Source organism: Kribbella sp. NBC_00359 (assembly GCF_036097425.1).
Classification (GTDB): Bacteria; Actinomycetota; Actinomycetes; order Propionibacteriales; family Kribbellaceae; genus Kribbella.
Genome location: NZ_CP107975.1, coordinates 2974526 through 2995497 on the forward strand (window position 1 = coordinate 2974526; position 20972 = coordinate 2995497).

General features: G+C 68.8%; 20 protein-coding genes and 1 pseudogene. 12 read left to right on the plus strand and 9 right to left on the minus strand.

Annotated elements, in window-relative coordinates:
• Position 1: 1 nt before the first annotated feature.
• Positions 2-916 (plus strand): helix-turn-helix domain-containing protein, encoded by a 915-nt coding sequence (locus OG876_RS14620; RefSeq protein WP_328525388.1) that lies wholly within the window; start codon positions 2-4, stop codon positions 914-916.
• On the opposite strand, the gene OG876_RS14625 is transcribed toward OG876_RS14620, so the two are convergent.
• Together OG876_RS14625 and OG876_RS14630 are read right to left on the minus strand one after the other, a co-directional pair.
• Positions 913-1362 carry an aminoacyl-tRNA deacylase gene (locus tag OG876_RS14625; RefSeq protein WP_328525389.1) on the minus strand — a complete coding sequence of 150 codons (450 nt, stop codon included), beginning with the start codon at positions 1360-1362 and terminating at the stop codon, positions 913-915. The two genes, OG876_RS14620 and OG876_RS14625, sit on opposite strands and share 4 nt — an antisense overlap.
• Before the next feature lie 4 nt (positions 1363-1366).
• Entirely contained in the window at positions 1367-2575 is a 1209-nt protein-coding gene (locus OG876_RS14630) for an MFS transporter (RefSeq protein WP_328525390.1), read from the minus strand.
• Between the two features lie 71 nt (positions 2576-2646).
• Here OG876_RS14630 and OG876_RS14635 point away from each other — a divergent pair, with 71 nt between their 5' ends.
• Together OG876_RS14635 and OG876_RS14640 are read left to right on the plus strand one after the other, a co-directional pair.
• A complete protein-coding gene (locus OG876_RS14635) occupies positions 2647-3534 on the plus strand; it encodes a LysR family transcriptional regulator (protein ID WP_328525391.1) in 888 nt (295 codons plus the stop codon).
• 87 nt (positions 3535-3621) lie between these two features.
• The gene (locus OG876_RS14640; protein WP_328525392.1) at positions 3622-4377 is read left to right on the plus strand and encodes a hypothetical protein; all 756 of its coding nucleotides are present in this window, start codon (positions 3622-3624) and stop codon (positions 4375-4377) included.
• A 49-nt stretch (positions 4378-4426) separates the two neighbouring features.
• Here OG876_RS14640 and OG876_RS14645 read toward each other — a convergent pair whose 3' ends face one another.
• Positions 4427-5971, minus strand: coding sequence for a glycoside hydrolase family 18 protein (locus OG876_RS14645; RefSeq protein WP_328525393.1), 1545 nt, complete (start codon positions 5969-5971; stop codon positions 4427-4429).
• Positions 5972-5999: 28 nt separating this feature from the next.
• Entirely contained in the window at positions 6000-7742 is a 1743-nt protein-coding gene (locus tag OG876_RS14650) for a glycosyl hydrolase family 18 protein (RefSeq protein WP_328525394.1), read from the minus strand.
• A 232-nt stretch (positions 7743-7974) separates the two neighbouring features.
• On the opposite strand from OG876_RS14650, the gene ssd reads away from it, so the two are divergent.
• The 9 genes from ssd to OG876_RS14690 all read left to right on the plus strand — a co-directional run bounded on the left by ssd (position 7975) and on the right by OG876_RS14690 (position 17263).
• Positions 7975-9027 (plus strand): septum site-determining protein Ssd, encoded by a 1053-nt coding sequence (gene ssd / locus OG876_RS14655; protein WP_328525395.1) that lies wholly within the window; start codon positions 7975-7977, stop codon positions 9025-9027.
• A 36-nt stretch (positions 9028-9063) separates the two neighbouring features.
• A complete protein-coding gene (locus OG876_RS14660) occupies positions 9064-10284 on the plus strand; it encodes a TadA family conjugal transfer-associated ATPase (protein ID WP_328525396.1) in 1221 nt (406 codons plus the stop codon).
• A gap of 275 nt (positions 10285-10559) precedes the next feature.
• A complete protein-coding gene (locus tag OG876_RS14665) occupies positions 10560-11138 on the plus strand; it encodes a type II secretion system F family protein (protein ID WP_328525397.1) in 579 nt (192 codons plus the stop codon).
• Positions 11139-11465: 327 nt separating this feature from the next.
• Positions 11466-12182 carry a type II secretion system F family protein gene (locus OG876_RS14670; RefSeq protein WP_328525398.1) on the plus strand — a complete coding sequence of 239 codons (717 nt, stop codon included), beginning with the start codon at positions 11466-11468 and terminating at the stop codon, positions 12180-12182.
• A gap of 108 nt (positions 12183-12290) precedes the next feature.
• Positions 12291-12515, plus strand: coding sequence for a DUF4244 domain-containing protein (locus OG876_RS14675; RefSeq protein ID WP_328525399.1), 225 nt, complete (start codon positions 12291-12293; stop codon positions 12513-12515).
• A gap of 68 nt (positions 12516-12583) precedes the next feature.
• Positions 12584-13585, plus strand: coding sequence for a TadE family type IV pilus minor pilin (locus OG876_RS44020; RefSeq protein ID WP_442914130.1), 1002 nt, complete (start codon positions 12584-12586; stop codon positions 13583-13585).
• Entirely contained in the window at positions 13582-14040 is a 459-nt protein-coding gene (locus OG876_RS14680) for a pilus assembly protein TadG-related protein (protein ID WP_328525400.1), read from the plus strand. The genes OG876_RS44020 and OG876_RS14680 overlap by 4 nt, the downstream gene beginning before the upstream one ends.
• A gap of 96 nt (positions 14041-14136) precedes the next feature.
• Positions 14137-15534 carry an MFS transporter gene (locus OG876_RS14685; RefSeq protein ID WP_328525401.1) on the plus strand — a complete coding sequence of 466 codons (1398 nt, stop codon included), beginning with the start codon at positions 14137-14139 and terminating at the stop codon, positions 15532-15534.
• A 1108-nt stretch (positions 15535-16642) separates the two neighbouring features.
• Positions 16643-17263 carry a response regulator transcription factor gene (locus OG876_RS14690; RefSeq protein WP_328525402.1) on the plus strand — a complete coding sequence of 207 codons (621 nt, stop codon included), beginning with the start codon at positions 16643-16645 and terminating at the stop codon, positions 17261-17263.
• A gap of 62 nt (positions 17264-17325) precedes the next feature.
• Here OG876_RS14690 and OG876_RS14695 read toward each other — a convergent pair whose 3' ends face one another.
• The 5 genes and pseudogenes from OG876_RS14695 to OG876_RS14710 all read right to left on the minus strand — a co-directional run bounded on the left by OG876_RS14695 (position 17326) and on the right by OG876_RS14710 (position 20944).
• On the minus strand, positions 17326-17487 hold the full coding sequence (locus OG876_RS14695) for a hypothetical protein (RefSeq protein WP_328525403.1): 162 nt from the start codon (positions 17485-17487) through the stop codon (positions 17326-17328).
• Positions 17488-17828: 341 nt separating this feature from the next.
• Positions 17829-18173 carry a VOC family protein gene (locus OG876_RS44025; RefSeq protein ID WP_442914176.1) on the minus strand — a complete coding sequence of 115 codons (345 nt, stop codon included), beginning with the start codon at positions 18171-18173 and terminating at the stop codon, positions 17829-17831.
• 296 nt (positions 18174-18469) lie between these two features.
• Positions 18470-18751, minus strand: a pseudogene (locus tag OG876_RS44030) (VOC family protein); the annotation flags it as partial.
• Between the two features lie 93 nt (positions 18752-18844).
• Positions 18845-19249 carry an NYN domain-containing protein gene (locus OG876_RS14705; protein WP_328525405.1) on the minus strand — a complete coding sequence of 135 codons (405 nt, stop codon included), beginning with the start codon at positions 19247-19249 and terminating at the stop codon, positions 18845-18847.
• 447 nt (positions 19250-19696) lie between these two features.
• Positions 19697-20944 carry a CehA/McbA family metallohydrolase gene (locus OG876_RS14710; protein ID WP_328525406.1) on the minus strand — a complete coding sequence of 416 codons (1248 nt, stop codon included), beginning with the start codon at positions 20942-20944 and terminating at the stop codon, positions 19697-19699.
• Positions 20945-20972 lie beyond the last annotated feature (28 nt).

A 20972-nucleotide genomic window follows, 5' to 3' on the forward strand; every position in this document is an offset into this window, starting at 1 on the left:
CATGCACAGTTACCGACCCGCTCCGGTGCTGGAGGCGCTCGGTGTCTGCTCGGAGGACGAGCAGCTCTACCGGGCGCTTCTGGCCCGCCCGGAGTCAACGACGACTGATCTGGTCCGGGACACCGGCTGGCCGGCCACCCGTGTCGGCCGGCACCTGCGGTCCCTGCTGTCCCTCGGCCTGGCCGCGCGGACGCCGGTGCGCCCGGCTCGCTACGTGCCCGCCGTACCGGAGGCTGCTGTCGAGTTGCTGGCGCTGCGGAAGCAGGCCGCGATCGTCGAGGCGCGACTGGGTGCTTCGGTGCTCTCTTCCGAGTTTCGCCAGCGCAACGCCTTCACCGTGGTCCGAGGGGCCGAGGCGATCGCTCAGCGGTTCTACCAGGCACAGCAGTGCGCTCAGGATGAGGTGGTGATCCTCGACCGGCCGCCGTACGCCGTGGTGCCGATCGAACCACGCCGTGCGTACGGGGTGTCGTACCGGACCATCTACGACATGGCGTCGCTCTCGGAGCCCGGTGACCTGGTCGCTGCCAGGTCCGCCGGGTGCCGGATCCTGCGCGACGTACCGCTGAAGCTCCTCGTGGCGGACCGCCGCACCGGCCTACTCCCCACAGGTCCCGATGTGGTCGTGGAACTGGGCCCCTCAAGCCTCCTGGACGCCCTACTACGTCTCTTCGACCTTCTCTGGCAGCAGGCAACCCCGCTGACCCCGTCGACCAGCGAAGGCCCCCTGACCTCCGACGACCGCCAACTGCTCTCCCTGGCCGCAGCCGGTCTGACAGATCAAGCCATCGCCCGCCGCCTGGGCGTAGCCCAACGCACCGTAGAACGCCGGATGCAACGCATCCTCAAAACCCTCGACGCAACCACGCGCTTCCAAGCCGGACTCCGAGCCGGGCAGCGTGGCCTGCTCGTCTAGTCAGTGACATCGGCGACGGTGGCGTTGAGAGCCTTGGCCAGCGCCTCGGCGTCCACCGTGATGCCGACGCCGTGGTCGCCGCCGCCGATCGAGATCGTGCCGGTGATCCGCTCGTCGGCGATCACCGGCCAGGGACGGGTGCTGCCCAGCGGGGTGATCGTGCCGCGAACATAGCCGGTCACGTCGAACGCGGTGTCCTTGTCAGGCATCGAGATGCGGTTGACGCCCAGCAGCGTCCGCAGTTTCGGCCAGGCGATCTCGCGGTCACCGGGGACCAGCACGAACCGGTAGTCGTCGTCGGACAACCGGACCACGATCGTCTTGATCAGCCTGGCCGGCTCGATGCCCCGGGCCGCCGCGGCCTCCTCCAGCGAGTTCACTCGGCCGTGCCGGGTCACCTGGTAGCTCAGACCCAACTGATCGGCTGCATCGGTTGCTTTCGTCACTTGGCTAGTTTTGCACTCTGCTCGGGACGTTCTTCAGCAGTACGGCGAGCACCAGCGTCGCCAGGAACAGCACTCCGGCCTCCAGGGCGACTCCACTCCAGCCTGCGCGGCTCCACGCCGTACCTGCCAGACCTCCGAAGACAGACGAGCCCAGGTAGAAGGAGAAGAGGTACATGCTGGACGCCTGGCCCGTGCCTCCGCCGCTGGCGTGTGCCCGGGCGGGGACCCATCCGCTGGCCACACCATGGACCGCGAAGAAGCCAGCGGTCATCAATGCGAGGCCGAGCACGATGAGCGGCAGCGGCGCGGCAAGGGTGACCGACACACCGGCCAGCGTGATCAGGCAGCCGACCGGTACGACTGCACGCCGCCCGTAGCGGTCCGCGAGCGACCCTGCGGTGGCTGAGCCGGCCGACCCGAGCAGATAGACGCAGAAGACCAGCCCGGCCGCTCCGGCACTCAGGTGGTACGGCGCTCCGGACAGCCGGAACACGGCTCCGTTGTAGATGGCGACGAACGCGCCGACCGCGGTCGCGGCGATGCCGTAGAGCGCCAGCAACGCCGGATCCCGCAGTACCGGCCAGATGCTCACGCGTCCTGAGCTTCGACGGAAGTTCCGCGAAGCGGGGAGCAGTAGCCAGACCACTGCGGCGCACACCACCCCGACCATCGCGATGCCACCGACCGCGAATCTCCACCCAGCGATATCCGCTAATCCTCCAGCGATGAGGCGGCCCGCCATACCGCCGACCGCCGTACCGGCGATGTAGAGGCCGCTGGCGCGTGCATGGCTGTCCCTGTGTACTTCCTCCCGCAGATACGCCATGGCGACCGCAGGTAGCCCAGCCATCGCGACGCCCTGCAGACCGCGGAGCAGGAGCAGGGTGTGCCACGTCGGTGCGACTGCGCTGAGGAGGGCGAATCCGGACGTCGCCCCGACCGACCAGCGCATCAGTGTGGTCCGGCCGATCACCTCGGAGGCCGGACCGGCGATCAGGAGCGCGATGCCGAGCCCGAGCGTGGCGAGCGACACAGTGAAGGCGCTCTGGCTGGGGGAGACGTGGAAAGCGTCGACCAGCTCAGGGAGCAGCGGCTGTGTGCTGTAGAGAAGTGCGAACGTCGCTAGTCCGGCCGCGAACAGAGCGATGGAGAGTCTGCGGTACTCCGGCTCACCGGGCAGGTACCCGGGCTCCAGGGCGGCGGACTTGTGCATGTCCTCGACGGTCGCACAGCTTGTGCCATACGTAAAATGTCGATCTCAGCAGTAATCGATACACTTTCGGCATGCATGTCGAGGACCTGCGGTGGTTCGCCGTACTCGCGGAGACCGAGCATCTGACCGAGGCGGCGGCGACCCTCGGGACGAGTCAGCCGAATCTGTCCCGCGCGCTCCGGCGCGTCGAGAGCGCCTTCGGGGTGCAGTTGTTCGAGCGCGAGCATCGGGGCGTGCGGCTGAATCCGTACGGGCGGCTCGTGCTGGAGGCGGCCCAGGCCGGGACCGCGGCGGTCGACGCCGCGCGGCAGCGGATCGATGCACTGCTCGATCCGGAGTCGGGGACGGTCCGGTTGGGGTTCCTGCACTCGGTCGCGACCAGCCTGGTGCCGGACCTGCTGAAAGCCTTCCGCGACGTTGCGCCGAGTGTCAGGTTCGCGCTGCGGCAGGAGCCGGCGCACGACATCGTCCAGGACCTGGAGAGCGGCGAGGCCGAGATCGGCATCGTCGCGCCGCGACCGGACCCGCAGGTGTTCGGCTGGCATCTGCTCGAGCAGCAGCGGCTGTGCCTGCACGTCCCGCCGGGGCACCCGCTGGCGGCGCGGCGCCGGGTGGAGCTGGCCGCGGCGGCGGACGAGCCGTTCATCGGGCTACGGCCCGGGTTCGGGTTCCGGCGCATCACTGAGGAGCTGTGCCGAGCGGCCGGCTTCACGCCGCGGCTGGCCTTCGAGGCGACTGACCTGGCGACCATCGACAGTCTGGTCGGTGCCGGCCTTGGGGTAGCCGTCCTGCCGTCCGGGGCCGTCCGTGGGAATGACAGTGGAGCCGTGTCCGTGCCGCTGGCCGGTGTCCAGGCTCGTCGCGAGATCGGCATGGCGTGGCGGCTGCGGACCCAGCTGACCCCGGCGGCCGAGCGATTCCGGACCTTCGTCCGCTCCCGGCCGGTGGCGTCCACCTGACTTCCCCGGCAGCAACTTCCGTAGCATTCGTCCAATTTCCCGGTGTCGACTTGCAGTCAGAGGCCTTTCCACCGCACGCTTTCCTCCGTGAGGAAGCGTCTCAGTTCGTTCCGGCCGAGCCGGCGACTGCTGTTCGCGGCCGGTACGGCGGCCGCGGCGTCGACAGTCGCGGCCGCTTCGGCGTCGGCCGAGTCGGTGACGGGACTGACCTCGCTGGGCAACTACGGGTCGGGCGTGCTCGGCGCCTGGGAGCGGCAGGCGCGCGCGATCTCGAGCGAGGCGCAGGTCCGCAAGACGCGGGAGAACGACGGCGTCTTCATGTTCGGCGACAGCATCGGCGTCCAGGACGGACCCCCGCTGGCCAGGCAGTTGTCCCAGCTCGGCATCAGCGTCGCGGTGCACAACTGGGCCGGCCGCCCGGTGACCCCGGCGGTCGACGCCCTGGACACCTGGGCGCAGGACTACGGCCTGCCCCACCGGATCCTGATGTCGGTCGGGTCCAACGACATCTTCACGCCGCCCGCGGTCGCCGCTCAGGTCGACCGGACGATGCAGATCGTCGGCGACGAGCGGACCGTCTACTGGGTCAACGTGCAGGCGGCCCGGACGGCGCACGGGCCCGGCGTGCAGGTCTCCGACCAGCGCAACAGCGCCTGGATCAACCTGCAGCTCGCGGAAGCGCAGCGCCGGTACGAGAACCTCCGGATCGTGCACTGGGCCGAGCATCTGGCGGCCAAGCCGAACCGCCTGGCCAGGTACCTCCGCGACGGCCTGCACCCGTCGGTGCCGCTCGGGCAGAACGCCCGCAACGGCCTCATCGTCGACGCGATCAAGGCCGGCTGAGTCCGGCGGCGTACGGGAGGTCTTCCCGCACGCCGCCGTACCTCTGGTTCTAGAAGCCCGCTGTAATGCGGGTGAACTCCCAGTCGGGCTGCGCGATGCCGCTGCAGTTGGAGACCACACCGCCGCCGGCACAGCCGCGGTCGCGGTTCACCGACCAGAACGCCAGCCGGCCGAGCCCGTTGCTCTTGGCCCAGTTGGTGATGTTCTGCCAGGTCGCCGTCGTGGTCATCTCCTGCTGGTCCGACAGACCGTTCATCCCGGAGATGCCCTGGTGGGCGTAGGCCTCCGCGGTGCTCCAGCCGAAGGTCGCCTTGAGCTTGTTGTTCAGCCCCTGCGACGCGCCGACCGTGTCGTTGTAGATGTTCGAGCTGCCGAAGTCGAACGGCATCAGCGTGAAGATGTCGATGTTCGCGCCGAGGGCCGCGGACCGCTCGATCAGCCGGTTGCCGTAGTAGTTCGGGCCGGTCGTCGAGGTGCCGAAGGTGAGGATCGTCTGGATGCCGGGATTGTTCTGCTTGACGATCTTCAGCGCGTTCAGGATCCGGTCCTGGACCGCCTCGTTCTCGAACTCGTCGGTGTTCTCGATGTCGACGTCGATCGCCTTCAGGCCGTAGGCGCTGATCACCTGCTGGTACGCGCCGGCGAGTGCTTCCGGCGTACTGCAGTTCGGGCCGAGCTTGTTGCCCTGCCAGCCGCCGATCGACGGTACGACGTCACCGCCGGCCGCGTGGATCGCCGCGATCGCGCTCGCGTCCGCACTGCCTTGCAGCGGCCTCGAGCCGTCCCAGGCCGGGTTGCAGCCACCGGACGACAGGATGAAGGCCATGGTGAACCACTTGATGCCGGTGGCGTTCATCACGGTGGTCGGGCTCGGCGGGTCACCCCAGCCCATGTACAGGTACGGCGCTGCCTTGGCGCTGCCCGTGTTGCCGCCACCACCTGTGGTGGTCTTGACCGAGATGCTGCCGCTCTTGAGACCCTCTCCGGCGCTGTTCGACGCGCTGACCTGGTAGCTGTACGTCGTGTTCGCGCTGAGCCCGGAGTCCGTGTACGACGTACCGGTCGGGCTGCCGACCTTCGTGCCGTTGCGGTAGACGCTGTAGCTGGTCGCGCCGGACGTTGCCGACCAATTGAGGCTGACCGAGCTCGAGGACGCCGTACCCGAGAGACCTGTCGGTGCGCCGGGGACTGTCCCGCCACCGCCGCCCGAGCAGGAGCCGCCGTTGAGCCGGCAGGCAGCGAGGCCGGGGAAGTTCCCGGGGCTGCCGTTGAACCCGAAGCTGACCGAAGCGCCCGGTGCGAGCGGTCCGGCCCAGCTGGGCGGGGTGAAGGTGTGGGTCTGGCCGCTGCTCGTGTGGGTGGCGTCCCACGCGCTGCTCACGGTGTAGCCGGACGGGAAGTCCAGTGCGACGGACCAGGTGCTCAGTGAGCTGGTGGTGCCGTTGGTGACGGTGACCTTGCCTTCGAAGCCACTGCCCCAGTCGGACACTTTGGTGAAGGCTGCGGTGACTCCTGCCGCGTTCGCCGCCTGTGCTGTCAGCAGTGCGACAACCACTGCGGTGATGGCCGCTATGGCCAGAGAGATGCGTTTCATGATGCTCCGATCAGTGGGCGGTACGTGATCAGACCCGGCCCCAGAGTGCGGGGACGTTCGGTGGCTCCCAGCCGGTCAGGGAGGTGTGACCCTGGATGCACTTGTAGGTGACGCCGTTGTAGGTCACCAGCGCACCGGTCGCATAGGTCGTGTTCGGCGCCCACGGGGTGGCCGTGGGAGGCGTCGTCGGCGGTGTGGTGGGAGGGGTGGTCGGGGGTGTGGTGGGCGGTGTGGTGGGCGGTGTTGTCGGGGGTGTTGTGGGCGGCGTGGTGGGCGGTGTTGTCGGGGGTGTTGTGGGCGGCGTGGTTGGCGGGCCGCTGCAGCCTGGGGTGTCGGCGTTGACCGAGTTGACGACGGCGTTGAAGAGCGTGACGTTCGGGTCCAGCGCCTCGAGGGAGTACATCATCGCGCCGCCCAGTCCGTTGCAGTGCTGGTAATCGGCCTTGGCCTTGATCGACTGGGCGTTGTCACCGGACCAGAACGTGCCGTTGCTGTAGAACCACGAGGACTTGGTGGCGTCGTCGAAGTACGCCATGGACGGGTTGTCGACGAAGCCTGTGAGCTCCTTGTAGAACGAGACACCCGGTACGTTGCCACTCAGCGCATGTCCGTCGGCCGGTCCGGTCGCGGTCTGGTACTTGCCATTGGCTGTGCTCGGCACGCCCTTCCATCCCCGGTAGTAGAAGGGATAGCCGATGGTGAGCTTGGCGGGCGGGAACCCGCCGGGGATGCCGTACGCCGGGTCACCATTCGTCCACGCCTTGACCGCGGCGTCGACGGAGTACTTGCCCGAGCCCGGTGGGATCGGATTGCTCGGGTCGTTGGGAGCGGTGTAGAGCGAGTCCTGGAAGTTGGTCGGCCCGGTGGCCTCCCAGCCGCCGTGCATGTCGTACGACATCACGTTGTTGTAGTCGAGATACTGCCCGATCTTGTTCGTCTCGATCGTGGCGATCTTGTCCTGGCCGGCCGGAGTGGCCGCGGTCAGGTAGTAGCGCTTGCCGGTCTGGTTGCCATAGGCATCGAGCTGGGCTCGCAGTTCGGCGAGCAACAGGGTGAAGTTCTGCTTGTCGGCGGCGCTGTAGTGGTTGCCGACGTGACCGTTCGGCGAGCCCGGGTACTCCCAGTCGATGTCGATGCCGTCGAAGATGCCGGCCGCCGTACCGGGGCCGCCGAAGCCGTCGACCACCGGCAGGTCACCCTTGAGGAACATGTTCACGCAGGAGCTGACGAAGGCCTTGCGCTTGGCGTCGGTGGAGGCGGCGTCGGAGAAGTACTTCGAGTACGTCCAGCCGCCGATCGAGATCAGGATCTTCAGGTTCGGGTACTTCGCCTTGAGCTTCTTCAACTGGTTGAAGTTGCCCTGGATCGGCTGATTCCAGACGTCACCGACCCCGTCGACGCTGATGTCCGCGCCGTACGACTTGCCGTAGTCGGCGAACGCGTCACCGGCGCCGTCACCGGCGTTCGGGTTGTTCTCGTCCTGCGAGGCGGCCTTGTTGGCCATGAAGCAGGTGTGGTCGGTCGGGTGGACGTTGGCGAACGCGTAGTTGAGGAAGTCCAGGTTGCCGGCCACACCGGTGGTGACCAGGTTCTTCGGATAGAACGCGTTGGCGTAGATCCCCCACTGGGTGAAGTACGCCGTCTTCACGCCGCCGCTCGTCGCAGCCGTGGCGGTGCGTGCTTCTGGGGTGGCCAGCGAGACGCCGGCGGCGGCGATCAGGGCGGTGGCGGCGACGGCGGCCGTGGCGGCGAGCGTGCGCAATCGACTCATGGGCGGGTCCTCCGGAGCGTGGGACGGAAGCGGTCCGGTGAAATTTAGTTAAAGACGCTTCGAAAGGAACCGTAACCGTTCCGGGCGGGTTGGTCGCCGCCTCGTCGTGGCGGGTTCCCGCTGCTGACGGAAACCCGACAACCCTTTGTCCACAGGGATTCCGGTGGGTGCGCGAAGTGGGTCCGGAAACGGCATCTTCTAAGGCATGGACACGAATTCACCTCCCACATCGGTGCTCTTGGCAACTACTAACGAGATCCTGCTCGACGACCTGCTCCGGCTGGCGGCGGCGGCCGCGATCACACCACTGGTCGAGCCCGACCTGACCGGCCTGCGCCGGAGCTGGCACTCCTGCTCGCTGGTCGTGGTCGGGCGAGACCTGGCCGAGCCGCTGGCCCGCGCCCAGCCTGCGCCCCGGCCGGGTGTCGTCATGGTGGGCTCCGCGCTGGACGGCGACGAGCTCTACCGATGCGCCTTCGACGTCGGCGCTGACGGGGTGTTCCGCCTGCCCGACGACGAATCCGCGCTCGCCGGCAAGCTCGCGGACGCGGTGGACGGAGCTGTCCGGACGGCTCTCACTCTCGCCTTCGTCGGCGGCTGCGGGGGAGCGGGTGCCACCACGCTCGCTTCGGCCGTCGCGCTCTTCGGCAACCGGCGCGGACTCCGAACGATGCTCATCGACGGCGATCCCTTGGGCGGTGGCATCGAGCTCGCCCTCGGCATCGAACGCGATCCCGGCGACCGCTGGCCCAAACTTCTCAACGCCTCAGGCCGCGTCAGCGCCGCCGCTCTACGCTCCGCGTTACCGTCAGTCGACGGACTGGCCGTCCTGTCCTGGGATCAGTCCGACGTGACCGTCCTGCCACCCGACACGATGAGCTCGGTGATCGGCGCCGCCCAACGCAGCAGCGATCTGGTCGTGGTCGACCTTCCCCGCCGTGCTGATCCCGCCGTCGAGGAGGGCTTCATCCGTGCCGCGGCAACCCTCCTCGTCGTGCCCTGCGACGTCCGCTCCGTCGCTGCCGCCAAACGCCTGGTCGGACCCCTCCGCGCCGTAGCCGGCGACCTCCGGGTGGTGGCCCGGGAATCCCGCCCCCACGCCCTCTCCGCCATCGACGTAGCCACCCATTTGTCCTTGCCCTTAGCAACAAAGGTAGCCCCCGAACGCGACCTCCCGGCCTCCATGGACCAAGGCCGATTCGACCCCCACCCCCGCGGCCCCCTGTCCCGAGCCGCCACTCAGATCCTCGACCTCTTCCCCACCCCCGAATCAACCGCAGCCTGAGCCCCGCTTGCCGGAGCCACTCGGATCGGAAACCGCATGAACGCACACAACACGCTGCACGGCAGATCCATCTCGGCTCTCGACGGCGCCTCCGTCTCGCCCGAGCTCCTCGACCGTGTCCGCGGCACACTCGCCCTGACCGGCGCCAAACCAACCCCCGCCCACGTAGCGGCCGCCCTCCGCGCCGACGGCACCATCTGCGGCGACGCAATGGTCCTCGCAGTAGTCACCGCCCTCCGCCGCGAAGCCCTCGGCGCAGGCCCCCTCGACACCTTGCTTGCCGAGCCAGGCATCACCGACATCCTCGTCAACGGTCCCGACGAGGTCTACATAGACCGCGGCCACGGCCTGGAACGCGTCTTCGTCCGCACCGGCGACGAACCCGCCATCCGCCGCCTCGCCACCCGCCTGGCCGCCGCCGCAGGCCGCCGGCTGGACGACGCCACGCCATACGTCGACGTCCGACTCTCCGACGGCACCCGCTTCCACGCCGTACTAGCCCCGGTAGCCGCACCCGGCACCTGCCTGTCCCTCCGCGTCCCCTCCCGCCACGTCTTCACCCTCGACGACCTCGTCACCGCCGGCGCCCTCCCACCAGCCGGTACGCCGATACTCCGCGACCTGCTCAACTCCCGCCTGGCGTTCCTCATCAGCGGCGGCACCGGCACCGGAAAGACGACCCTGCTCAACTCCCTCCTCTCCTTGGCCGACCCATCAGAGCGCCTCATCCTGGTCGAGGACGCAAGCGAACTCCGCCCAGACCACCCCCACGTCGTACGCCTGGAAGCACGCCCTCCCAATATCGAAGGCACCGGCGAGATCTCCCTCCGCGACCTGGTCCGCCAAGCCCTCCGCATGCGCCCAGACCGCCTTGTAGTAGGGGAGGTCCGCGGGCCTGAAGTAGTCGACCTACTGACCGCCCTCAATACCGGCCATCAAGGCGGCTGCGGCACAATCCACGCCAACTCCGCCTCCGACGTACCAGCCCGCCTGGAAGCCCTGGGCGCCCTGGCCGGCCTGACCCGCGAAGCCCTCCACAGCCAACTCGCCTCAGCCCTTCACGCCGTGATCCACCTGGCCCGAACTCCCGACGGCACCCGCCGAATCACCGAAATCCAAACCTTCACCCGTCACCCGACCGGCACCGTCACCACCCATCCCGCCGTCCAATTCCACCCCAACGGCACCATCACCATCCTCCCTACGGCCCAGCTCTTCACCAGCCAAGTTCAGCCCGGTCTGAGCGGTGCGGCATGAGCAGCGCGTTAGTTGCGGGGTTACTGGTGTTCCTCGCCAGCGCCCTGATCCTGCCGAAACCAGGCCGCGGCCTACACCGCCTCACCGATCCGCCGCCACGCCGAGACAGACAGGACGGAGGCCGAAGCGCACCGGACGGCCGCCGAGGCAGACCGGACGGGCGCCGACCGGCGCGACTACCGTCGCCGGGCCGCCTTTGGCTGGTCGCCTCCATCGCCACGGCCACTCTCCTCACCCTCGGCGCACAGATCCTGATATCGACCATCGCGATCGCCGTGGTAGCCGCCCTGATCGCCGTACAACGAGCCCAACACCAACGCCGCACAACAGCCGCAGCCCGCCGTACCCAGATCATCGAAGCCCTCGACGTACTGGCAGCCGACCTGACCGCCGGCCGCCCACCCGTCGACGCCCTAGAGGGCGCCGCATCCATCAGCCCCGACTTCCACGTCCCCCACGCAGCAGCCAAACTCGGCGGCGACGTCCCCGGCGCCCTACAACTCGCAGCCGAATCACCCGGCGCCACCGGCCTCCGCGCGTTGGCCGCAGCCTGGCGCGTAGCCGAAGAATCCGGAGCCGCCTTCGCCGCCCTGACCGAACGCCTCGCCGACTCCCTCCGCGCCGACGAAGCCATCCATCGCCAAACCGAAGCCAGCCTCGCCGGCGCCCGCTCCACCGCCCGCATCCTCGCCGCCCTCCCCGTCTTCGGCGTAGCCCTCGGCTACTCCCTAGGCTCCAACCCCCTGACCTTCCTCACCGCCACCCCCACCGGCTGGCTCTGCCTAACCACCGGCCTAACCCTCACCGCCCTAGGCCTCCACTGGACAACCCGCCTCTCCGACACCCCCACATAACAACCCACGCACCCGACGCCCGCACGACAACCCCACGCGCCCGACCCCCGCACGACAGCTCACGTGTCCGACGCCCGCGCGGCAGCTCGCGTGTGTCCAACGCCCGCGCGGCAGCTCGCGTGTCCGACGCACCCACATAACAACTTGCCTATCCTGCCCACCTGCGCCACCCCGCGGCCGCCGCACGGGCGCGCCACCCGGCATCTCCAACGCACCCGCGCGCCACCCCGCATGTCCGACGCACCCGCGCGACAACCCGCCTCCCCACGTGGCGACTCGCCAGTCCGAGATCCCTCACCCTCACCGTCAACGTCTCCGAGGTCCTTCATGCCCCCGACCCTCTCCGCAGCAGCAACTCTGGCGATCACCACCTACCTGCTGACCCCACCCCATCCCGACCTCCGCCGCCTGACCACCCCGCCACGTTCCACCCGGCCCCGAACACCCCGAGTCCATCGGGTAGCAGCAGTCACCGCGGCCATCGGCGCACTCCTCCTCATCGGCCTCCCATGGGGCGCGATACCTGCAGCCCTCGCCTTCTACACAGTCCCTCGCGCCCTCTCCCGCCTCGAACCAACCGCCACCAGACAACGCACAGCCCAGATCACCCGCGACCTCCCACTAGCCATAGACCTCCTCACCGCCTGCCTCCGCGCCGGCCGCCCACCCCAACAAGCCCTCAGCCTCGTCGCAACCGCCGTCCCCGGCCCACTAGCCGACCTCTTCACCAAGGTGGCCCACCACCTCGCCCTAGGCGCAGATCCAGCCGAGGCGTGGTCCCACCTACGTTCCGAACCAGCCTGCTCATCCGTCGCCCGAGCAATCGACCGCTCAATCCGCTCAGGCGCACCGCTCTCAAAGACCCTCGAACACCTAGCCGACGACACTCGCCAAACGCACCATCACGCAGCCGACCAACGAGCCCGCGCCGCAGAGTCCCGCTCCGCCCTGCCGCTAGGCCTCTGCTTCCTCCCGGCCTTCGTCCTTCTCTCCATCGTCCCCACCATCGCCGACGCTCTCGTCCCGTACCTGCTCAACCCCTGAAATGCGTCATCCACAGCCCCGAAACTCCTTCAAAAAAAGGCCATCCGGCAACGGCATGTTGTCAGTAAGCGATCCGGACAAGCCGCTTCGCACCCCCGGAGGTATCAGATGTCCAAGGCACTAGTAGCCGTCCGCAACCATCTCCACACCCGCGCCCGCGCCCGCACCCAGCGCGGCGCCGCCACCGCTGAGTACGCCGTCAGCGTCGTAGCCGCCTGCGGCTTCGGCGGCATCCTCGTCGCACTCCTCAAGTCCGACGTGATGCTCAACGCCCTCAAGGCCCTCATCAACTACGCCCTCAAACTGGCCGGCGTAGAAGGCGTCCAGCTCTAACCCGCCCACACACCAGGCGGCCGGTCGAGTCCACCCCTCAACCCGACCGGCCGCCCCAAGGAGCCCAGATGCCCCCCACCAGAACCCCACCCCCCACCACCCCGAACCACCTGGTCCCCGCGGCCCACCCCAACTCAACCGACCACAGCGATCCCGCCACGCGACCCGCCCCACCAAACCACCTGGTCCCCGCGGCCCACCCCAACTCAACCGACCACAGCGATCCCGCCACGCGACCCGCCCCACCAAACCACCTGGTCCCCGCGGCCCACCCCAACTCAACCGACCACAGCGATCCCGCCACGCGACCCGCCCCACCAAACCACCTGGTCCCCGCGGCCCACCCCAACTCAACCGACCACAGCGATCCCGCCACGCGACCCGCCCCACCAAACCACCTGGTCCCCGCGGCCCACCCCAACTCAACCGACCACAGCGATCCCGCCACGCGACCCGCCCCACCAAACCACCTGGTCCCCGCGGCCCACCCCAACTCAACCGACCACAGCGATCCCGCCACGCGACCCGCCCCACCAAACCACCTGGTCCCCGCGGCCCACCCCAACTCAACCGACCACAGCGATCCCGCCACGCGACCCGCCCCACCAAACCACCTGGTCCCCGCGGCCCACCCCAACTCAACCGACCACAGCGATCCCACCGCGCAGCCCAACTCACCCGACCGCAATGTTCCCGCCAGGCAACGCAAATCATCCGACCGCGGCGCTGTCACCGCCGAGCTCGCGATCACCCTCCCAGTCCTGCTTTCCCTTCTCCTGTTAGGCATCTGGTCGATCGGCCTCGTCATCCTCAACATCCGATGCATCGACGCCGCCCGAGACGTAGCCCGCGCAGTAGCCCGAGGCGAACCTCCCGACCAAGCCAAAGCCATCGGCCACCGCGCAATCCCCACCGGCACCATCACCATCTCCCGCGAAGGCCCCGACATCCACGTAACAGTCACATCCACCCCAACCCACAACCCCCCACTCCTCTCAGCCCTAGCCCCCACCCACCTGACCGCACACGCCACCCTCGAGTCCGAACCCACCCAGGACGAATCCCCATGACCCACAACGAGAAAGGCAGCGCCACCCTCCACTCCTTCTTCGCCGCCGTACTCCTCCTAACAGCCCTAGCCGCCGCCATCCTCTGGTCCACAATCTCCACAGCCCGCCACAAGCTGGCGACCGCAGCAGACCTAACAGCCTTGAGCGCCGCCCAATCCCTAGCCAATCCAGCCGCTGACGCGAGTACGACGGCCTCAGGCGCAACCACCTTCGACATCACCGGAACGCGCACGGCGTCAGACCCGCCCGGCCCAGACCTGACCACCTCGAGCTCCACCAGGCTGAACCCCACGACTCCCTGCGCCACCGCGGCCCGAATAGCTGCGCTCCATAAGGTCGATCTGGTCGCCTGCCACCCCACGCCCACCTCAGTAGCCATCCAGGTAGCCCTCGATCTGCGCCTGCCCTTCATCCACCCAACCCTCACCACCACTGCGCGCGCCGGCCCCCTCTGACCTGCCGCCATCGAAGCTGGACTCCAGATCTTTGACGCAACCAATCAGTTGCTATAAATTAGCAACCAGTCAGTTGCTAAAGAGTCGGAGGTCGTGATGGCTGGCGAGGTTGGGGTGCGGTTCAGCCCTCGGGAACAGGTGGTTTTGCTAGTCCTGCTGGGTGCCGGGTTCATGCTGTCGGTCGACTTCTCGATCCTGAATGTGGCGCTGCCCGAGGCTGGGGCGGGCGTCGGACTGGGGCCCGAGGGGTTGCCGTGGATCTCGTCGGCGTTCGCGCTGCCGGCGGCCGGCTTCACGCTCCTGTTCGGCCGGCTGGGCGATCTGTACGGTCGGCGCAGGTTCTTCCTGGCCGGCATGGTTCTGCTGGCCGGAGCGTCGTTGCTCGGCGGTTTCGCGGGCAGCGCCGAGGTGCTTCTGACCGCGAGGGCGTTGCAGGGGCTCGCTACCGCGATGGCGCTACCTGCCGCGCTGTCGCTGCTCACGACGACATTTGCGGAGGGCGCGCGGCGTGAGCGGGTCCTCGGGCTGAGAGGCGCCCTGGGGTCGGCCGGCTTCGCCGTGGGTGCGTTGGTGGGCGGAACCCTCGTCAGCCTGTTCGGCTGGCGGGCGGCGTTCTTCATCAACGTTCCGGCTGCGGTAGCCGTGCTGGTACTCGGCCCGTTCGTGGTCAAGGAGAGCTCGGTGGCAGTTCGGGCCGAGCTCGACGTGGCCGGAGCCGTGACCGTAACCGGCGGGCTGATGGCCGTGGTCTATGCGGTGATCGAGGGAAGTGTGCGATCGGCAGTTGTCGGCGTACTGCTGCTGGCTGCGTTCGCCGTCATCGAGCTGCGTACGTCGGCGCCGCTCGTACCACTGCGCATCCTCAAGCGGCCATCGGTGACGTGGGGCAACGTGGCCGGGTTGGTGACGTGTTCCATGGTGACCGGGATGATCTTCCTGACGACGCTGTACCTGCAGCAGACGCTGAAGCTCTCCCCGTTGACGACCGGCATCGTGTTCGGTGTGCCAGGCGTGGCGTCTGTGGCAGCCGGAGTCCTGGCCGGGCGAATCATCGGCCGCTTCGGGGGTCGGCGGGTCGTTGCCGTGAGCATGTCCCTCCAGGGGATGGCGACGCTGCCGCTGGCGTTCCTGGGAGCTCAACGGATCGCGCTGGTGATCCTTGTCCCAGCGCTGTTCATCGGCTTCTTCGGTCACGTCGCCGCGATGGTCGCCTACTCGGTGATCGGTACGTCGGGGGTCGCAGACAGCGAGCAGGGTCTGGCGACCGGCCTGACCTCAATGACTCAAGAGGTCGCCTGCACCGTCGGCACACCAGTCCTCAGCGCGATCGCCGCCACCCAGGCCACCCAACTAACCGGAATGCACCTCGCCCTCTCCGTAGCCGCAACCCTGCTCCTCGCCACCGTCCTACTCGTCTACCTCAACCTCCGCCCCCGCCTACCGCACCCCGCTCCCACCCACCCCGCCACCCAACCCACCCCGGCCATCCCATAAACCTCACCCCCTCGATCGCACCACCCAACGCCGAACGCCGCATCCCGCCATCCCGACGTCCTGCCATCCCGCATCCCCGAGGTCACGCCGTCCCGCCACCGGCATCCGCCCGCGCCCGCCTCGCGGGGAAAGCGCCAGAATCCGTCGCACTGCTCCGCCGGTGGGCTCCCGCATCCGGGCCCGCCACCCTCCCGCCGGCGTCCATCCGCAATTGCCTCGCAGCGAAGGATCGGCATCGGTCCGCACCCCGGCCGGGTGGACCCGACATCCAGGCCCGACTTCCGCCACCGCCCGTCGCAACCGCCTCGCAGCGACGGATGGGCATCGGTCCGCACCCCGGCCGGATGAGCCCCACATCGAGGCCCGACTTCCGCCACCGCAACCGCCTCGTAGGGAGCTGCCGGCATCTGTCGCGATCGCCTCGGAGGGAAGCGCCGGCACCCGCCGCAACCGCCTCGCCGGGAGGATCGGCGTTCGTCCGCACCCCTCCCGCTGGTGGCTCCCGCATCCCCGGGCGCCACCCTCCCGCCGACGTCCGTCCGCAACCGCCTCGCAGGAAAGGATCGGCATCGATCCGCACCCCGGGAAGGATCGGCATCGATCGGCACCCCGGCCGAATAGGCCCCACATCCAGGCCCGACTTCCGCCACGCCGGTCACAACCGCCTCGCAGAGAGGCGCCAGCATCCGCCGGAACCGCCTCGCAGAGAAGCGCAGTCGCCATCCTCGGTACTCCTCCGGTGGTGAGCTCCTGCGTCCGCGCTCGCACTCCTCCGGTGGTGGCTCCTGCATCCGCCTCCGCGCTCGTCCAGTCGGTGTGCTCCTGCATCCGCGCCTGCGGCTCTCCGTCGGGTTGCAGGGGTTGATGGCGTTGCGGTCCGTTCGGGTTGGCTGCGCTTTGGTCTTGGGGGACTGTGTGGTCGGAGGTTGTGGGGATGTGGTGGGTTGGGGTGGTTCTGGTGGGGTCGCGATCTGGTCGCAATCTGGTAGAGATGCCGCGTTGATGTGGACGGGGCGTGGGACCGGGCTTCATGATCTGGAACCGAGTCCCTGCTCATTCCTCCCGGACGTACTTCCCCGGCGCCCGGACGGTTATCTCGGAGGTCCGTTTGCCCGACCGGATCCGGCTGCTGCTGGTCGATGACCAGATCCTCAGCCGCGGCTTGCTGCGCAGCGGTTTGGAGCGTGAGCGCGATCTGGAGATCGTTGCCGAGCTCAACCGAAGCGACGACGTGGTGAGTGCCGCGAAACGGCATCGTGCCAATGTCGCGCTGCTCGACGCCGCCGGCCCGGGGAACGACAGCATCACCGTGACCACAAGGTTGCGTACGTCGATGCCGGAATGCCGGGTCGTCATGCTGACGACGTACGGGCGACCGGTGCACTTGCGGCGTGGTCTCGATGCCGGCGCGAAGGGTTTCGCACTGAAGGGGAGTCCGGCTCCGCAGTTGGCAGATGCGGTACGACGGGTGCACCTCGGCCTGCGCGTGGTCGACGCGAACCTGGCGGCCGAGACACTCAGGTACTCCGAGACCCCGCTCAACGAAGACGAGACCGACACGCTCCGGGCAGCCCGCGATGGCGGTTCGGTCTCCTTGATGGCACGAAAGCTCGACGTCTCCGAGCGCGTGGTGCGTACCCGACTCTGGTCGGCAATCGGAAAGACCGGCGCCCGCACCCGCTCCGACGCCATCCAAATAGCCGAACACAACGGCTGGCTCCTCGACTGATCCACCCGCGCACGACTGATCCACCCTCGACTGACCGACCCGCGCATGGTTGATCCGAGCGGTCACCAGGCGGCCGGGGTAATGCACGCGAGGCAGCTGAAGCGAGTGGCGCCGGGCGACGGCCCGAGCAAGGCCGCGAAGGGGCGAACCCGCAGCAGACAGGAGCGGTCCTCCGCGTCGCCGACCACCATCGAGGCCGCCGACCACTGCGTGCCATCCAGCATCCGCTGCGCCGGCGGCTGATCGACCTGCTCGGCGTCGGTTCAGCTGAGCGCGTGACGGACGCGGCGAATGCCTGACCTGAGCAGGCACTGACCTGAGCAGGCTCTGGGCTTAGCAGGCCCGGGGGCTGTTCTGGCGCGGGCGGTGCCCAGGCCTTCGGCGAACGGACGCGGCGAATGCCTGACCTGAGCAGGCCCTGACCTGAGTGGGCTCTGGGCTTGGCAGGCCGGGGGCTGTTCTGGCGCGAGCGGTGCCGGGCCTTCGGTGAACGGACGCGGGGTTGTTTGGGCCAGTGGCGCCGAGTGATTGTGTGCTGGCTGGTGGTGTGTGTGGTCGGGGGGGGCTAGACGCAGAAGGGGTGGCCTGCCGGGTCGGCGTAGACGGTGTGGGCGGGGTAGGTCTTTAGGGTGATGGCGCCTAGGTGCGTGGCGAGGTCTCGGGCGCGTCGGAGGGGGTCGTCGTGGATTCTGGTGTCGGGTGCGGTGAGGATGCGGAGGTCGAGGTGGACCTGCTGTGGGAAGCGGGGTCCGGCCAGCGTGGTGCGGGGAACTGGGCGTGCTGGAAGGCGAGGGCTGGTAGGCGGCCGTCGGCTCGGGTGATGACGACTCGTTCTGGGGTGTCTAGTTCGCGGTGTGGCATGTCCAGCAAGGGCGCGTAGAAGGCTGCGAGGGCTCGTGGGCTGAAGCAGTCGATGACCACGCGCTCGATCCGTCCGAGTCGCGTACGCCGGCTCGGGTCCAGAGTTGTGCGTTCGGTCGAGTCGTCGGTCGCTCGTGAGGCCGGGTCCTTAGTCGTGCGGTCGGTCGTGCGGTCGGTCGTGCGGTTGGTCGGATGGTCCGTCGTGCGGTTCGCTCGTTGGTGCGTCATGCGGTTGGTTGGGTGGTCCGGCGTACGTTCGGTTGGGTGGTCGGTGGTGGGGTCGGATGGGTGGGCTGTGGTCTTGGTGGGTTGGGGTTGCGGCGTGCTGGGGTAGAGGCAGAAGGGGTGGCCGGCTGGGTCGGAGTAGGAGCGGAAGGTGCCCTTGTCCTGGAGTTTGGAAGCGCCTAGGCGTAGGGCTTGGTGCTCGGAGGTGTCCAGGTTGTCGACGGAGATGTCCAGGTGCATTTGCTGGGGGTAGTCCGGGTCGGGCCAGCGTGGGGGTTTGTAGTCGATCGGGCCGTCGCCGAACGCGAGTCTGAGGCCGTCTGGGTCGTCGTCGTGGGCGATGACGAACCAGTCTTCGCGGATGATGCGCATGCCGAGGAGGTTCGCGTAGAAGGTCGCCAGGGGCGGGCGCCGCGTTCATAGGTCTCTTCGGAGTTGCCTGGGCAGGCGAAGACGACGTTCTGGATTGCGATGGTCATGGCTTCACGACCTGCGTTAGTCGAGTTGGTCTAGGAGCCAGCGGGTGCCTACTGGGGTGGCGCCGGTGGGTTCTATGCGCTGGCGGAGGCCTCGGTCGGCGGTGACTACGGTGACTTCCGGGGTGTTTGGTTGGGCGGTGGACTCGGCGGTGATGGCCGCGATGGTGTCGTCGCCGGAGCCGGGGGCGAGGACGACACTCAGTTCGCCGGTGTCGGGGGCGTCGGGGCCGGAGACGGCGGCCCGGGCGGCGCCTTCGAGGATCACGATGATGTCGGTGTCCTCGAGGTGTTGCTGGAGTACGGCGAGTTTTGTCAGGAGGCGGCGGGCTGCGCCGGGGCGGTCGCGCCACCAGCCGTCGGGGCGGGAGCCGATCACGTTCGCGGCGTCGACGACGATCACCTGAGGGCGTCCGGTTGTCATCAGCTCAGTCTGCCCCTCCGCCGTCTCAAATGGTCACAGGCTGAGGTCCGGCCTCGGGTGGTCTCAGGTGGAGGCACTGCGCCGGCCAGCTCGGGCTGAGGTCACGTCTTGGGCGGGCTCGAGTGGAGTCACGGACGGCGCAGGCGGAGGTGCGGGGTCAGGCGCAGGTGGGCGTGGGCAGTCGGCGGTCCTGGTGGGCTGGTGGCTCGGACGGCGCACGCTGCTGGAGTCCGGCGGAGGCGGATGTCGGGCTCGGGCGGTGCCGGTTGAGGAGGGGTGGCGTCAGGCCGTGCGGTGGGCTTGGGCGCTGGAGGGTGGGCATGCGGTCTCGCGCGGCGCAGGCGGCTGTGGGTGCATGCGTGTCCGGCGCGCAGGCGGGAGGCGGAGGCGGGCCTCGGGCGGTCTGGGTGAGGGGCTCGACGGCGGACGCTGGCGGCACAGGTGGGGTTAGGCGCAGGTGGAGAGGAATTGGCCGGTGTGGGTTATGAGGAGGTGGGGGCCTGGGGTGGCTGGGATGGATTGGTGGGGGGTGTGGATGGGGTGGCGAGTGCCGTTGGGGGAGATTACGAGGGTGTTGGGGGCGTCCAGGGCGACCAGTTCGTTGTCGGTGCGGACCAGGACTGGGGCGGTGTAGGACCAGGAGAGGGCTGTGCGGCCGGCGGCTAGGCCTGCTAGGACGGCTAGTGGCAGCTCGTCGGGGCCTTCGGCTGCGGCGTCGACGGCTATCCAGGTGGTTGGGGCGCCAGGTGGGGTGGGTGAGGTTGGGTTGTGCCAGTCGCTGCCACCGATTGGCGTTGTGCTCTCCAGGCCCCATGCCTGCCACCAGGCGACGGGACCGCCCCAGGTGTGGTCCAGCCAGGACGAGTGCCAGATTTCGGCGAGTGGTGGGTGTTCCGAGAGTGGGTGGCGCCAAGAGCAGTCGCCGCCCAGTGGGTGGTTGATCGAGAGCAGGCCGCCGCGGCGCGCGACCTCGGAGACCCAGGTGGCGGCGGGCTGACGGAAGTCGATGACGCCGATGTCGCCGAAGGCGTTCGCGTGGCCGGTGTCGGTTGTCACCTCTTGGCCAGGGATCAGGCCGATGCCGAAGCGCTTGCTGAGCGACGGCAGTTCGAGGTGGTGCGCGACGGTGTTGTGATCGGTGACCGCCAGCACGTCCAGGCCGGCGGTGACGCCGAGGGCGGCGAGGTTCGCGATCGGGGTCGAGCCGTCGGAGTGCAGAGAGTGGGCGTGGAAGTCGCCCGCGACCCACTTCAGTCCTGTCGCTGCCGGGAGGGATCGACGTGGCGGTCTTGCGGGTACGGCGATTGCCGCGTCGGCGTCGGCGTACTCCGCGAGGCCTGGCACGGCGTCGACGGGACCGGTCACGGCTTCGACGATGAGTTCGACGCCTTCGACTGGGATGCGATGGAGGCCGAGGACGACCCACCAGGTGCCGGGCTCGAGTTCGCCCGGGACGTAGCCGGGCGTCGCCGCGGACGGTGTGATGGCGAACGTCTGACGCGCCCCGCCGGACCAACCACGCCAACCGGCCGCACCTTCGCAGCCGATGTCGATGACCGCGCCCTCGATCGGCGGGACGGTGAGCGTGACGAGCAGGCCCGGGCAGCCGGCCGGGATGTCAACGGGCAGCGAGTGGTAGACCGACTCGGCGCGGTCGTCGAGGGTCCAGACGCGGCGGTACGACGTGACGGCCATCAGTCGACCGTAACCGTCGGGAGGGTGT

What these genes read in the sequence shown, in the direction of transcription:
- OG876_RS14695 (WP_328525403.1), bottom strand. Translation starts at nt 17,487, where the DNA reads ATGCTGGATGGCACGCAGTGGTCGGCGGCCTCGATGGTGGTCGGCGAC.
- OG876_RS14630 (WP_328525390.1), bottom strand. Translation starts at nt 2,575, where the DNA reads ATGCACAAGTCCGCCGCCCTGGAGCCCGGGTACCTGCCCGGTGAGCCG.
- OG876_RS14710 (WP_328525406.1), bottom strand. Translation starts at nt 20,944, where the DNA reads ATGGCCGTCACGTCGTACCGCCGCGTCTGGACCCTCGACGACCGCGCC.
- OG876_RS14635 (WP_328525391.1), top strand. Translation starts at nt 2,647, where the DNA reads ATGCATGTCGAGGACCTGCGGTGGTTCGCCGTACTCGCGGAGACCGAG.
- OG876_RS14660 (WP_328525396.1), top strand. Translation starts at nt 9,064, where the DNA reads ATGAACGCACACAACACGCTGCACGGCAGATCCATCTCGGCTCTCGAC.
- OG876_RS14675 (WP_328525399.1), top strand. Translation starts at nt 12,291, where the DNA reads ATGTCCAAGGCACTAGTAGCCGTCCGCAACCATCTCCACACCCGCGCC.
- OG876_RS14685 (WP_328525401.1), top strand. Translation starts at nt 14,137, where the DNA reads ATGGCTGGCGAGGTTGGGGTGCGGTTCAGCCCTCGGGAACAGGTGGTT.
- OG876_RS14705 (WP_328525405.1), bottom strand. Translation starts at nt 19,249, where the DNA reads ATGACAACCGGACGCCCTCAGGTGATCGTCGTCGACGCCGCGAACGTG.
- OG876_RS14645 (WP_328525393.1), bottom strand. Translation starts at nt 5,971, where the DNA reads ATGAAACGCATCTCTCTGGCCATAGCGGCCATCACCGCAGTGGTTGTC.
- OG876_RS14650 (WP_328525394.1), bottom strand. Translation starts at nt 7,742, where the DNA reads ATGAGTCGATTGCGCACGCTCGCCGCCACGGCCGCCGTCGCCGCCACC.
- OG876_RS44020 (WP_442914130.1), top strand. Translation starts at nt 12,584, where the DNA reads ATGCCCCCCACCAGAACCCCACCCCCCACCACCCCGAACCACCTGGTC.
- OG876_RS14680 (WP_328525400.1), top strand. Translation starts at nt 13,582, where the DNA reads ATGACCCACAACGAGAAAGGCAGCGCCACCCTCCACTCCTTCTTCGCC.
- OG876_RS14670 (WP_328525398.1), top strand. Translation starts at nt 11,466, where the DNA reads ATGCCCCCGACCCTCTCCGCAGCAGCAACTCTGGCGATCACCACCTAC.
- OG876_RS14620 (WP_328525388.1), top strand. Translation starts at nt 2, where the DNA reads ATGCACAGTTACCGACCCGCTCCGGTGCTGGAGGCGCTCGGTGTCTGC.